This is a genomic window from Mycetocola sp. Y791, from assembly GCF_059445325.1.
In genome coordinates this window covers 184146-197872 of the sequence record NZ_JCAIUC010000003.1, presented here as the reverse complement: position 1 = coordinate 197872, position 13727 = coordinate 184146, and the positions used below count along the sequence as shown (strand labels likewise).

The following is a 13727-nucleotide window of genomic DNA, read 5'->3' as shown; positions in this document are numbered from 1 at the left end:
CCGCTGGGCAGCACCCCGCTCAGGCTGCCGCCACCGGCGCAGGTTTGACAGCGGCGCGCGTGCGCTTTTCGGCCTCGATGGTGATGCGGTTGGCCATCCCGTTGAAGATGATGCCGTGGAACGGCAGGATCGCAAACCAGTAGAGGCGGCCGCCGAGGCCCTGTGGGAAGAAGATCGCGCGCTGGCGATAGTGCGAGCCCGTCGGCGTCGGTGTTGCCTCCAGCTCGAGCCAGGCCCGGCCCGGCACTCGCATTTCCGCGCGGAGCCTGAGCCTCGTTCCCCGGTCGATCAGCTCGACCCGCCAGAAGTCGAGGGCATCACCGGTCTGCAGTCGTGACGGATGCCGCCTGCCGCGCCTCAATCCCACACCACCGACGAGCTTGTCCATCCAGCCGCGTGCCGCCCATGCCAGCGGGAACGAGTACCAGCCGTTGTCTCCCCCGATCCCCTCGATGATCGCCCAGAGGTCTGCCACGCTCGCTGTGGTGTCGCGCTCCTTGACGTCGGTGAAGACCATGTGCCCCGCCCAGAGCGGGTCGCTCGGGAGCGGGTTGCTCGGCGCTCCGAACACCGACGCATCCTGCCAGCTGGTCTCGATGTCGCCCTCGCGCATCCGGGCGAGGGCGAGTCTCACTGCGGCACGATAGCCGGTGAGGCCGCCGGGTGGCGGCGGGATGTACCCGTCGATGTCGTGTTCAAGGGCGACGCAGTCGTACTGCAGGGAGGAGATGATCGCGACGGCGAGGCTCCGAGGGATCGGCGTCACCAGGTTCACCCACTGCGATGCCAGCCAGGGTGTGAGCACGGGCAGAGCCGCGATGGGCCGCTGCTTCAGCCCTGCCTCGAGGGCGTACCCGTTCATCATCTGCCCATACCGGAGGATGTCAGGGCCGCCGATGTCGAACGTACGGTTGACGTCGCCGGGCAGCTTCGCCGCCTCGACGAGGTAGTACAGCACGTCGCGGATCGCGATCGGCTGGATCCGGTTGCGTACCCACCGGGGCGCAGGCATGTAGGGAAGCACGTCGGTGAGGTGCCTGATCATCTCGAACGACGCCGAACCGGAGCCGATCACGACGCCGGCCTGAAAAGCAACGGTTGGCACCGGCGACGAGAGGAAGATCTCGCCGACGGCCACGCGGGAGCGCAGATGTTCCGAGAGTGGGATCCCCGTCGGATGGAGTCCACCGAGGTAGATGATGCGGGACACCCCTGCCTCGGCTGCGGCCGCAGCGACGTTGCGGGCTGAACTGGCTTCGACCTCCTCAAACGTGCCGCCGGCACCCATGGAGTGCACGAGGTAATAGACGGTGTCGACATCGACGCACGCGTCGGCCACGGCATCCGCGTTCGTCAGGTCGCCCTCGACCACCTCGACGTCGTTCCGCCACGGCACGTCAATGAGCTTGCGGGCGTTACGGACGAAGACGCGAACGGTGAATCCGGCGTCGAGTAGTCGTGGAACGAGCCGCCCGCCGACGTAGCCGGTGGCACCTGTGACAAGGACGCGGGAAGAGGACATACGGCCGAGACTACGTCCGATGGCGCCGGTGGTCCCCCATCCCGCTCGAACTCACTCCTTGATCACAGACAACACGTTCCCCGCCGGGTCACGGAACCAGGCGATGTCCGGCCCGTTGCCGCGACTGATGCCTCTCTCGTCGGTCGGCAGTTCGTCATCGTCGTAGATCTTGGTGGCGACGCCCGCTGCATTGAGTTCGTCGACAGCGCGCCCGACGTCGTCGACAACGAAGTTGAGGATCGTGAACGACGCTGGCGAGTGATTCGGTTTCGGATAGATGATGACTCCAGCGCCGCCCGGCAGCGTGAGCTGAAGAACACCCATCTCGCCGGGAGACACCTGGAGGCCGAGCGTTTCACCGTAGAAACGCTCGGCGGCAGCCAGATCGTCAACACTGAATCCGCCGAATGCGTGGCTGGTCGTAAGCATGTGCGCTCCTTTGCCTGGTTGTGTTCCTGTTCTTACCCCACGCCCCCGCGGGCAGCAAGGGATGAAAACGACAGCGCTGCGCACGATCCGGACAGGATGCCCGGTGTCCCACCGTTCGCTCACGACCGATCTCAAACCCAGCCGCGTGAGGCATCCGCGTCACATCGCAAGCCCTTGAATCTCGGGCAACCGGGTGGCACGGTCGCAGTATGACTCGATTCGGATACACACTCATGACCGAGCAGAGCGGGCCGAGGGAACTCGTCCGCTACGCGATCGCCGCACAGAACGCGGGCTTCGACTTCGAAGTCTCGAGCGACCACTATTCGCCGTGGCTCATGGAACAGGGCCACGCGTCCTACGCCTGGTCGGTGCTCGGAGCCGTCGCCCAGGCGACCAACCGGGTGGATCTCGCCACCTTCGTCACCTGCCCGACCATGAGATATCACCCCGCTGTTGTCGCCCAGAAGTCAGCGACCATGCAGTTGCTCTCCGAGGGCCGGTTCATTCTCGGACTTGGGTCGGGTGAGAACCTCAACGAGCACGTCGTCGGCGAGGGCTGGCCCTCGGTCGACGTGCGACAGGACATGCTCCAAGAAGCCGCGACGATCATCCGCGAACTGCACACCGGTGAGCTCGTCACGTGGCAGGGCGAGTACTTCCGGGTCGACTCGGCCCGCGTGTGGGATGCGCCGGATGGGGGCGTTCCGATCGGTATCGCCGTGTCAGGCGAAAAGTCGATTGATCGGTTCGCTCCCCTCTGCGATCACTTCATCTCGACGGTGCCGGACGCCGCGGCGGTCGAGAAGTGGCGTGAGGTCCGCAGTGACAGTGGCGATTCGTCACGTGTGATCGGACAGATTCCGATCTGCTGGGGACCGGACAAGAAAGAGGCGGTTGCGAAGGCACACGAGCAGTTCCGGTGGTTCGGCGGCGGCTGGGCCGTCAACGCTGACCTGCCGACGCCCGCGGGGTTCGCCGGTGCGTCGCAGTTCGTTCGTGAGGATGACATCGCCGGGTCGATCGCGTGCGGTCCCGATCTCGATGAGCTCGCCGAGAGCGCCCGCGCGTTCATCGACGCCGGCTTTACCGATATCGCCCTCATCCAGATCGGCGACGAGCGCCAGGACGAGTTCCTCGCCACGGTCGCCGAGCCCCTGCTCGACAAGCTGCGCGCGCTGTGAGCGGCCGGACACCGACAGGGAGCACAATGGCACACCGACCGCGGCAGGGACGCCGACCGACACTGACCAGGAACGTCGCACCGGGGGTGCACCGCCTCGAGCACGCCTATGTGAACTGCTATCTGATTGAAGAGGGCGACGCCGTCACCCTCGTCGATGCGGCATTCCCATCGACGTGGGCGCCGCTGCTGCTCGCCCTCGACGAGATCGGGCGTTCGAGACGGGATATAGAGGCCATTGTGCTCACGCACGCTCACTTCGACCACCTGGGTTTCGCCGCCCGCGCGCAGGCGGAACTTCGAGTGCCGATCTGGGTGAACCGAGCGGACGAACGTCTCGCTGCCCATCCGTACCACTACCAGCGGGAGCGAACACCGTTCGTTTACCCGTTGAGGTACCCGGCGGCCATCCCTGTCCTCGCCGGCATGACAGCCGCTGGCGCACTCGCCGTCAAGGGCGTCGATAAGGTGGATTACCTTCCAGAGAACGGCGTCCTGGATGTTCCCGGCCGGCCCGAGATCGTCTTCACGCCCGGGCACACCTTCGGACACACCGCCCTGCACCTCCCCGAACGCGGCGCGCTGCTGTCCGGCGACGCCCTCGTGACCCTCGACCCGTACAAGGGAACGCGCGGAGCGCAGATCATCGCGGGCGCAGCAACGGCGGACTCGGCGATGGCACTCGACACGCTGAGTGCGCTCGCCGACACCGGTGCAGAGCTCGTTCTTCCCGGGCACGGCGAGCCGCTCTCGGGAGGCGTCCGCGCCGCTGTCGATGCCGCGCGCGCCTTCGGACCGTCGTAGGAGGACCGATGATCACCTTCGTGCGGGGCGACATCACCACGATGCGGGTGGACGCCATCGTGAACGCGGCGAACAACTCCCTGCTCGGCGGCGGGGGCGTCGACGGGGCCATTCACCGTGCGGGTGGCCCGGCGATCCTCGCCGAGTGCAGGCACCTGCGTGACACGGTGCTCCCCCGGGGGCTGCCGACGGGAGAGGCGGTGGCGACCACCGCAGGACGGCTGCCAGCGAAACACGTGATCCACACCGTCGGGCCGGTCTGGGACCCGAACGAAGACCGCTCGGAGCTTCTGGCATCCGCCTATCGGAACAGCCTGAGGGTCGCAGACGAACTCGGCGCTGCGACTGTCGCGTTCCCGGCGATTTCCGCCGGCGTGTACGGCTGGCCCCTCGCGGATGCCGCCCGGATCGCTGTCCGGACGGTCCGCGAGGTGGACCCGCCAGCCGACGTCACTTTTGTGCTGTTCTCACAGCAGGCGCTCGATGCCTTCCGCGCTGCGGAGTAAGCACCGTCCCTAAGCGAGGGAGTCGGCGATCAGCACGGCGTGCGGCGCGAGGGTGATCGCGCTGTCGTGCCGTCCGCGGAGCGCGTCGCCATCCGAGGCAAACGACAGCAGTTCGCCGCCGACCCGCGCCGGAATCGTGTGCTCCTCGTCGTCGAAGTTGATCACGACAGCCACGCTTCCGCGACGGAGCACGAGCCAGCGCTCGTCCTCGTCGACCTCGACTCCCGTCTCGCCGAAACGTGGATCGACCAGGTCGGGCCGTGCCCGGCGCAGCGCCGTGAGTTCCTTGTACCAGTCGAGCAGTCTCGCCGAGTCGACACTCTCGAGTTCGCTCCAGTCGAGCTTGGAGTTCTCGAACGTCGAGATTTCCTGCGGGTCAGGGACGACGTTCGGGTCCCAGCCCATGCGTTCGAATTCGGCAATCCGGCCCTCGGCGGTTGCCTTACCGAGCTCGGGTTCGGGGTGCGAGGTGAAGAACTGCCACGGGGTCTTTGCGCCCCACTCCTCCCCCATGAACAGCATGGGAGTGAAGCCGGATGCGAGGGTGAGCGCCGCCGCGATGGCCAGCTGTCCCGTGTCGAGGGTGGCCCCCAACCGGTCACCGGTTGCGCGGTTTCCGATCTGGTCGTGGTTCTGGTTGGCGACAACCAGCCGCCATGACGGCATCCGCTGGGTATCGATCGCTCGACCGTGTGTCCGCCCGCGGAAGCTCGAGAAGGTCCCGTCGTGGAAGAACCCACGGGTGAGGACCTTGGCGAGGGCCGAGAGCGGCTCGAAGTCGGCGTAGTAGCCGGTGGTCTCCCGGGTGAGGGCGACGTGCACAGCGTGGTGGAAGTCGTCGCTCCACTGTCCGTCGAGTCCGTACCCGTTGGCCTCACGCGGGGTGATCAGCGTGGGGTCGTTGAGGTCAGACTCGGCGATGAGGCTGAGCGGGCGACGTACCGCCGCGCTCAGGGCGGCAACGCGTGTCGCCATCTCTTCGAGCAGGTGGGTTGCCCGAGAGTCGACGAGGGCGTGAACCGCATCGAGCCTGAGTCCGTCGACGTGGTAGTCGTCGAGCCACATCAGCACGTTCTCGAGGATGTACTCGCGCACGGTGTCTGAGTGCTCACCGTCGAGGTTGATCGATGAACCCCAGGTGTTGCCGGGGCCGTCGGTGAGATACGGACCGAAGTTCGGCAGGTAGTTCCCGCTCGGGCCGAGGTGGTTGTACACGACGTCCTGGATGACGCCGAGGCCGGCGGCGTGGCAGGCGTCAACGAAGCGCTGGTACCCGGCGGGACCGCCGTAACTCTCGGAGACGGCGTACCACAGCACTCCGTCGTATCCCCAGTTGTGCGTTCCGTTGAACGCGTTGACCGGGAGAACCTCGACGAAATCGACGCCGAGGTCGACCAGGTGATCGAGTCTGGCGATCGCCGAGTCGAAGGTCCCCTCCGGTGTGAAGGTGCCGATGTGCATCTCGTAGATGACGCCGCCGGCGAGCTGGCGCCCGCTCCACGCCGAGTCGTTCCACCGGTACTCGGTGGGATCGAACGTGCGCGACAGCTCGTGCACGCCGTTCGGCTGGCGACGCGAGCGGGGGTCGGGGAACGGGCCGGCCCCGTCGATGCGGTAGCCGTAATCGCTCGCGCTGTCGACGATGTCGGATGCCGGAACCCACCAGCCGTCGGTCCCCCGCATCATTTCGGCCGAGCTGTCGCCGAGGACGAGTTCAACGCGCTCGGCGTTTGGCGCCCACACGGTGAACGGTTCGCGGTGTCGTCGGATCATTCGTTCTCTCCAAGAAGTGAGGTGAGGTCGGTGTCATCGGGAACGAGGAGTGCCACCGGGTAGTGCGCGAACAGCTCGGCTGCCTGAAGGGGCCCGCCGGGGTACCGCTCTCCGGTGAAGGCGTCGATGAGAGGCCGGCCGGCAACGACGACCGAGGTGTCGCCCCAGCCTCCGTTCTTCTCGAGTCCGAGCGGAAGCCGCGTCGCCAGAGTGATGGCGTCTCCCCTGTCGAAGGCGACGAGGTGTCCGGCTGCCGTGCCGTACGCGGGCAGCGGCAGGTACCGGGAGAACCACTGGGGCCGGTCACGGCGCAGGCGGAGTGCCCGGGCGGTCACGAGGAGCTTTGCCGCTCCCGTCTCGTCGATCGGCGGAAGCCAGCCCCTGTCCACCCTGGCGAGGTAGTCGCGCCTGAGGTCAAAGTCAACGGGTCGCCGGTTGTCGGGGTCGACGAGCGACGTCTCCCAGAGTTCGCTGCCCTGGTACACGTCGGGCACACCGGGCGCTGTGATCTGGATGAGCTTGGCCGACAGCGAGTTCGACCAGCCGGCGGCGGCAACCCGGTCAACGAAACCTGTGACGATCTCGTTGACTTCGGGGTTATCGAAGACGGCGTCGATCAGGCCGTGCATCGCCGTCTCGAATTCCTCGTCCGGGGCGGTCCACGTCGTCGACGTACCCGCTTCCCTCGAGGCCTTCTCGGCGTAGGCGTGCAGGCGCTCCCGCGAGGCTGGCCACGCTCCGATGACGGCCTCCCAGAGCAACTGCTCGAAGGGTCCGTCACCGATCGGCACCAGAGCGCGAAGCCGTCCGAGCGTCGCTTCCCACTCCCGCGGGATTTCAGCGATGACCGAGATGCGGCTGCGCACATCCTCGCCACGTTTGGTGTCGTGTGTCGAGAGTGTGGTGAGCGACGCCGGCAGGGCGGCCTGCCGTGCCTGCTGCCTGCGGTGGAACTCGGCAACGTCGATGGCGAACTCACCGGGATCTGCCCCGACCTCGTTGAGTGAGGTCAGCCGGCTGAACCGGTAGAAGGCTGTGTCTTCCACGCCCTTCGCCATGACCATGCCCGAGGTCTGCTGGAACCGGATCGCAGCGGGATGCTCCGCATCGGCAAGGACCGGATAGAGGGCATCGATTCGTTCCGCGAGGTCCGGGCGGCGGGCGGCAGCGGAGCGGGCCGCCTCGGCGAGGTGGTCCTCGCCGAACGGAAGGTAGGAGCGATAGACCGGGAAGCACGCGAGGAGCTCCGCGATGGCGTCGTCTGCGCCGGGGATCTCCGGAACGAGCCTGGCCAGTCGCAGTACCTCTGAGCGGAGGATGCCGTCGGCGATCCGCCGCTTGTTCTCGTAGATCAGCTCGGGCCAGACGTCGTCCATCGAGGCTGTCGTCTCTTCGAGGTTTCCCTCGAGCGCGTCGAGGCGTGCCCTGCCAGCGGGGTCGACGAGGACCCGGTCGATGTCGCCGAGTGCGTCGTACCCTGTCGTGCCTGCAGCTGCCCAGTTCGGCGGCAGTCCCTCGTCGCCCTCGAGGATCTTCTCGACCAGGACGTACACGCCGCCCGTGGCCTTCTGCAGCGCGTCAAGGTAGTCGCCCGGGTGCGCGAGTCCGTCCGGGTGGTCGACCCTGATGCCGTGCACGAGGTCTTCGTTCACCCAGCGGAGAATCTCAGCGTGGGACTCGGCGAACACCCACGGCACTTCGACACGGATGCCGGCGAGCGAGTTGACCGCGAAGAACCTGCGGTAGTTGAGCTCAGCGTCTGCCCTGCGCCAGTTGACCAGTTCGTAGTTCTGACGCGAGTGAACCGTGCGCGGGTCTGCCCCATCGTCAGCGGTACCCGCGGCGACCGGATACCGGTTGTCGTAATAGTGCAGTTCGCCGTCAACGAGGGTGAGGGCGTCGAGTGCATCATCGCCGTCGCCGAGGACGGGAATGCGGATCTTGCCGCCGCCCGCCGCCCAGTCGACGTCGAAGGCCTCCGCGTAGCGGGACGCCTCGCCTTTGGCGAGGAGGTCCCACCACCAGCCGTTCGCCACAGGGGTTTCGACACCCATGTGGTTGGGGACGATGTCGACGAGGATGCCCATTCCCCTGGCCTTCGCGGCCTTCGCAAGCCGGTCGAGCGCTTCGGGGCCACCCCGTGCGGGGTCGACGCGTGAGTGGTCGACGACGTCATAACCGTGGTCGCTTCCCGCCTCCGCTTCAAGCAGAGGCGACAGGTAGAGCCAGTCGGCTCCGAGGTCGTGAACGTAGTCGACGACTCCGCGTGCCGCGTCGAGGTCGAACGACTGCCGGATCTGCAGCCGATAGGTGGATGCGGGGATTCTCAACTCACAGCTCCCGGCTTGACGTCGGTGCTCGACGTAGTCTGCGAACCGCTCAGGACGGCGAGGGATGCCGCGACCGAGTGGTCCGGCTCTGCTTCAGGCGCGGTGTATGCGCGCATGACGAGCAGGCTCCTGCCCTTGACCGTCTGGGTCGATCCTGCGGCGCGGGGAACGCTGTCGGCTCCTTCACCCGCCGTGTCAACCACGATCTCCCATTCGGCGGAGTATTCCTCCGGCGGAAGGGTGAACTCGGCGTCTTCGGCGTCGGCGTTGAAATAGAGCAGGAAGTGAACGTCGCTGACGTTCTGCCCTCGTGCGTCGCGTTCACGGATGCCTTCGCCGTTGAAGAAGACACCGACCGTCTTGGCCAGTTCTTCGTCCCAGTCCTCCGGCTGCATTTCCATGCCGGTTTCGTTGAGCCACACGATGTCCGGCAGCGGCTCACCCTCGCCGCGGCGGACGGGCCGCCCGTCGAAGAAGCGGCTCCGTCGGAACACCGGGTGCTCCTTCCTGAGTCGCGCAACGGCGGACGTGAACTCGATCAGCGGCACATCGACGACGTCCCAGTGCAGCCAGGTGAGTTCGTTGTCCTGCGCGTAACCGTTGTTGTTGCCGTGCTGCGTTCGTCCGAGTTCGTCACCGTGGAGGATCATCGGGACACCCTGCGAGAGCAGCAGTGTTGCAATCATGTTGCGCTGCTGGCGGGCGCGGAGGCCAAGCACCTCAGGATCGTCTGTGTCACCCTCAACCCCGGAATTCCACGACCGGTTGTGCGACTCACCGTCGTTGTTGTCCTCGCCGTTGGCCTCGTTGTGCTTCTCGTTGTATGACACGAGGTCGCGCATCGTAAAGCCGTCGTGCGCTGTCACGAAGTTGATGGATGCAACCGGCCGACGTCCCGAGTGCTCGTAGAGGTCGGCAGAACCGGTGATGCGGGCGGCGAACTCGCCGAGCGTCGATGGCTCACCGCGCCAGAAGTCGCGGACCGTGTCGCGGTATTTTCCGTTCCACTCGGTCCACTGCGAGGGGAAGTTACCCACCTGGTAACCGCCGGGACCAACGTCCCACGGCTCGGCGATGAGCTTCACCTGGGAGACGATGGGGTCCTGCTGGACGAGTTCGAAGAATGTCGAGAGTTTGTCGACCTCGTAGAGGTCGCGCGCCAGCGCGGAGGCCAGGTCGAAGCGGAAACCGTCGACGTGCATCTCGGTGACCCAGTAGCGCAGCGAGTCCATGATGAGCTGCAGCGAGTGGGGGTGGCGCACGTTGAGCGTGTTGCCCGTGCCGGTGTAGTCGGTGTAGTACCGCTTGTCGTTGTCTTCGAGGCGGTAGTAGGCCTCGTTGTCGATCCCGCGGAACGAGAGGGTCGGGCCCATGTGGTTGCCCTCGGCCGTGTGGTTGTACACCACGTCGAGGATGACCTCGATGTCGGCCGCGTGCAGCGACTTGACCATGCCCTTGAATTCCTGGACCTGCTGGCCGGCCTCGCCCGTCGACGAGTATTCGTTGTGCGGCGCGAAGAACCCGATCGTGTTGTATCCCCAGTAGTTCCGGAGTCCCTTGTCGAGGAGCGTGGAGTCCTGGACAAACTGGTGGACCGGCATGAGTTCGATCGCCGTGACGCCGAGCCTCTGGAGGTGCTCGATCGTCGCGGGGTGGGCGATACCCGCGTACGTGCCACGCTGGGCTTCCGGGATCTGGTCGTTGAGCTTCGTCAGGCCCTTGACGTGTGCTTCGTAGATGACGCTGCTGTTGTACGGCGTGCGCGGGTGGCGGTCGCCTGACCAGTCGAAGAACGGGTTCACGACGACGCTGAGCATCGAGTGCGAGGCGCTGTCTTCGTCGTTGCGGGAATCCGGGTCGCCGAAGTTGTATGAGAACAGTGACTGGTCCCAGTCGTACGTGCCACAGGTCGCCTTGGCGTACGGGTCGAGCAGCAGTTTGTTGGGATTGAGCCGTTTGCCCTGCTCAGGGGCGTACTCGCCGTGGACACGGTAGCCATACCGCTGGCCCGGCTGCGCCTCAGGCAGATAGCAGTGCCAGACGTAGGCTTCTGAGTCCCGCAGCTCGACCCGGGTCTCCGTGCCGTCCTCATCGAAGAGGCAGAGCTCGATCCGCTCAGCGGCTTCGCTGTAAATCGCGAAGTTTGTCCCACTGCCGTCATAGGTAGCACCTAGCGGGTACGCGGTTCCTGGCCAGCTTTCCATCGATCTCCTCGTAAAGCGTTATCGCGCACAAAATTCGCGCGGGTCCCTCAAATCTAGTTCGTCAGCACGATCGGCCAGTTCGACCGAGGTGGGTCTAGCTTTCGCGGCGATCGGGTGCTAAGGAAAATCGCGAGGATCATCCCGCTGAGTGGCGGACCTGGGGCTGCGATGCGCTCAACAGGGCATATCGGCTCTTGCGTTGCCAGAAGCCCGCGAGTTCCATGGGGATCTGCGGCACCGAACCAGCGCGGCGGGCCCGGTGACCGGGTGGTCGCCTGTCGAAGAGAGGACGAGCGAGTGGATTCACAGACGCACGAACTGGCGGAACTCTGGCGCCGCGATGGAACTTTCTCGTCCGTCTTCATCGACGCGAACGGATCATGGGACGGCCCTGGCCACGACGGAGAGGCGCGCAGGCGGCAGGTGCTTGACCGGCTGGCCAGGGCAGGCGCTCCGGATGCCGACCTCACGACTGTCGAGAGGATTCTCGCCGTTCCGACCGGCACCGGCGGGCCGCATTCACGGTTCCTCGTCGTGCACAACGGAGAGCCGCTCCTGGACGAAGTCCTCGCCGGCCCGCTGGTCTGGCCGGAAACCGTTGCCTACCTCGAGATCCCCGACCTTGTCCCGCTCGTGAAGTACAGGCAGAACGACGTCGTCTATCTGGTGGTCGAAGCCGGACGGGGCGGCGGCGAAATCCATGCCTATCGCGCCTCCCATGTCGCCGCTCTTCGCCACGAGAACATCGAGGGCAGGACCGACAGCCTGACCAAGGTCCAGGCGGGCGGCTGGTCCCACAGCAACTACCAGCACCACTCTGAAGAAATCTGGAAGCAGAACCAGACTCAACTCGCAACGGCGGTCAATGAACTCGTTCGGCAACTCCAACCGGGATTTGTCCTGCTCGCCGGCGATGTGCGCGCTGTCCAGCTGTTGAGCGAGGAGCTGTCAGCAGCGGCCAGGGACATCAGCACCGTGGTACCCGCGAACCTGTTGGCCGCAGGATCGTCCCGGGAATCCCTGCAGGTGCGCATCTCCCGCAAGCTCGAGGAGATCCGACTCAGGGACCAGTCGCTCCTGCTCGACAGGCTCTCCGCCGGTGACTCCGAAAACGGGGCGCTGGGTTTCGGGGCCGTTGTGCACAGCCTGCAACAGAGCCAGGCAGACACCGTGCTCATTGACTCGGAGGGAACCGACGGCAGGACCCTCCTCGCCCTCGCCGATGCACCCTGGGTGGCGACAGCGCCTGAGGAAGCACTCGGCGCGCGAGTCATCGGGCCGGTACCCGCGATTCTCGCGATCGTCAGGGCAGCCACACTGACCGAATCGCGAGTTGTCTTCGTCGACCATGGCGTCCTCCCGAAGTCGGCTGAGGTGGGGGCAGTACTTCGATGGCCGACCGGACCGGCTATCCCGGGAACGCCGAGGTGGGACCAGGAGCAGGCACAGGTCCAGGGCCAGGCCTGAGTCGGTCGCACACGCGATACGCTGGCAGCCGAACCCGGTCGGAACCGATCGGAGTGAGATCGCATCGGAAGGATGACGCCCATGACGCCGGCAGACGAGAAGAACCGGGTGACTCCGGCGGGCGACTCAGGCAGCACGCCCGACGAGGCAGGGCACGAGTCGCCACGCCGAGCTCAGAACTACGCGGAGCGCATCATCGGTGAGAACGACCCCGATGACATGGACGGACTGGTCACGCTCGACGACCTGCCGGACAAAACGGGAGACGCATCCGACCTCGGAGCGCTCAAGCGGAAGGCAACCCAGTACGGCGACGGCTCAGCCGGCTGAGTCGCGCAACCCATTGCCACGGGGAAGCATCGGGTCCTACTGTGTTTCGGATGCGCCACTTCACGAGAGCCACACCAGGACCATCTGACCGGGACGGCGCATCTGCCGTGGCGCTCGCGATGATGTTTGCCGTTACCGGCGCAATCCACTTTCTCCGTCCGTCGGTGTTCGACCCGATTGTTCCGCGCTCCCTGCCCGGGCCGAGCCGCTTCTGGACCGTCGTGTCTGGCGTCGCGGAATGGGCGTTGGCCCTGCTGGCCGTGAACCGGCCCACCAGGAACCTCGCCGGGCTCCTCTCGGCAGCATTCCTGGTTGCGGTGTTCCCCGCCAACGTGCGCACGGTCCGGGTACTCCGCCGAAAGGCGTGGCCTGCCCGGTTCATCGCTCTCGCTCGCCTGCCCTTGCAGCTCCCCCTCGTCGGGCTCGCCCTGCGCGTCGGACGGGGCGAGCGGTGACTCTCACGCCGTCCGGTATCGCCGGCGGCGCACTGGCGGGTGTTTTCGGCCTGGTGCGCTCGCTCCGCCCGCCGCGACCCATCCATCCACACGGGGTCGCCCTCACCGGTTCGCTCCGCTGGCTCACTGACCGCGGCGCGTCCGGCATCGACTTCATCGACCATCCGCACACCAGCGAACTCCCCCTCACCGCGCGGGCGTCGCGGTCGATCGGCGTGCCGGCACCGCTGCCCGACGTCATCGGACTTGCGCTCCGCTTCGAGACGACGATGGGAGCGCCAGCGGACCTGCTGCTGGCCTCAACGGGCTTCGGCGTGCCATCGAGATTCTGGCTCGCCGCGCATCGCTCACCGAGCCGCGCCCGGCTCACAACCCTGATGCCGCTTCGAACATCGAACGGCCCGCTCCTGATCGCCGCTCGCACCCTGGAGCCGGACGACCTGCCCGCCGACGTCGATCAACTCGCCTCGCGGTTGGAGTCGACGAGCTGGCGCCTGAAGCTCTACCACGCGACCCCGTTCGGCCACTGGCATCCGTTTGCCGTTGTCGAACTGTGGCGGGAGCCCGGACCCATCGACACCATCGACAGGTACGACCCGGTGCGGCACCCGCTGCCGGGAACATCCACATACCCGTGGGAACGACGCCTCCGGGAGCCGTCCTACCTGAGGGTGCAGCGACACCCGGAGTAACGACAGGTACATCAACGCCACACAGAGAAAGG

General features: G+C 66.2%; 12 protein-coding genes. 7 read left to right on the top strand and 5 right to left on the bottom strand.

Annotated elements, in window-relative coordinates; genetic code table 11:
* Positions 1–19: 19 nt before the first annotated feature.
* Positions 20–1522, bottom strand: coding sequence for an SDR family oxidoreductase (locus AC1C2N_RS09985; RefSeq protein ID WP_495433885.1), 1503 nt, complete (start codon positions 1520–1522; stop codon positions 20–22).
* Between the two features lie 51 nt (positions 1523–1573).
* Positions 1574–1951, bottom strand: a complete 378-nt coding sequence (locus AC1C2N_RS09980) for a VOC family protein (RefSeq protein WP_495433884.1) — start codon at positions 1949–1951, stop codon at positions 1574–1576.
* 209 nt (positions 1952–2160) lie between these two features.
* Between AC1C2N_RS09980 and AC1C2N_RS09975 the strand changes: the two genes are divergently transcribed.
* The 3 genes from AC1C2N_RS09975 to AC1C2N_RS09965 are packed head-to-tail and all read left to right on the top strand — an operon-like array spanning position 2161 to position 4444.
* Positions 2161–3135, top strand: coding sequence for a TIGR03557 family F420-dependent LLM class oxidoreductase (locus AC1C2N_RS09975; protein WP_495433883.1), 975 nt, complete (start codon positions 2161–2163; stop codon positions 3133–3135).
* Between the two features lie 26 nt (positions 3136–3161).
* Entirely contained in the window at positions 3162–3938 is a 777-nt protein-coding gene (locus AC1C2N_RS09970; RefSeq protein WP_495433882.1) for an MBL fold metallo-hydrolase, read from the top strand.
* Between the two features lie 8 nt (positions 3939–3946).
* Complete coding sequence (locus tag AC1C2N_RS09965; RefSeq protein WP_495433881.1) at positions 3947–4444, top strand: O-acetyl-ADP-ribose deacetylase; 498 nt, start codon at positions 3947–3949, stop codon at positions 4442–4444.
* A gap of 9 nt (positions 4445–4453) precedes the next feature.
* On the opposite strand, the gene treZ is transcribed toward AC1C2N_RS09965, so the two are convergent.
* Genes treZ through glgX form a run of 3 tightly spaced genes read right to left on the bottom strand, consistent with a single transcriptional unit; the run spans position 4454 to position 10751 of the window.
* A complete protein-coding gene (gene treZ / locus AC1C2N_RS09960; RefSeq protein WP_495433880.1) occupies positions 4454–6217 on the bottom strand; it encodes a malto-oligosyltrehalose trehalohydrolase in 1764 nt (587 codons plus the stop codon).
* The gene (treY, locus tag AC1C2N_RS09955; protein WP_495433879.1) at positions 6214–8547 is read right to left on the bottom strand and encodes a malto-oligosyltrehalose synthase; all 2334 of its coding nucleotides are present in this window, start codon (positions 8545–8547) and stop codon (positions 6214–6216) included. Before treY ends, treZ begins: the two co-directional genes overlap by 4 nt.
* Complete coding sequence (gene glgX / locus AC1C2N_RS09950) at positions 8544–10751, bottom strand: glycogen debranching protein GlgX (protein ID WP_483403980.1); 2208 nt, start codon at positions 10749–10751, stop codon at positions 8544–8546. The genes treY and glgX overlap by 4 nt, the downstream gene beginning before the upstream one ends.
* A 297-nt stretch (positions 10752–11048) precedes the next feature.
* Here glgX and AC1C2N_RS09945 point away from each other — a divergent pair, with 297 nt between their 5' ends.
* The 4 genes from AC1C2N_RS09945 to AC1C2N_RS09930 all read left to right on the top strand — a co-directional run bounded on the left by AC1C2N_RS09945 (position 11049) and on the right by AC1C2N_RS09930 (position 13695).
* Complete coding sequence (locus tag AC1C2N_RS09945) at positions 11049–12218, top strand: baeRF2 domain-containing protein (RefSeq protein WP_495433878.1); 1170 nt, start codon at positions 11049–11051, stop codon at positions 12216–12218.
* Between the two features lie 81 nt (positions 12219–12299).
* Positions 12300–12548, top strand: a complete 249-nt coding sequence (locus AC1C2N_RS09940) for a hypothetical protein (RefSeq protein WP_495433877.1) — start codon at positions 12300–12302, stop codon at positions 12546–12548.
* A gap of 50 nt (positions 12549–12598) precedes the next feature.
* A complete protein-coding gene (locus tag AC1C2N_RS09935; RefSeq protein ID WP_495433876.1) occupies positions 12599–13003 on the top strand; it encodes a DoxX family protein in 405 nt (134 codons plus the stop codon).
* Positions 13000–13695, top strand: coding sequence for a hypothetical protein (locus AC1C2N_RS09930; protein WP_495433875.1), 696 nt, complete (start codon positions 13000–13002; stop codon positions 13693–13695). Before AC1C2N_RS09935 ends, AC1C2N_RS09930 begins: the two co-directional genes overlap by 4 nt.
* The last annotated feature ends 32 nt before the right edge of the window (positions 13696–13727 follow it).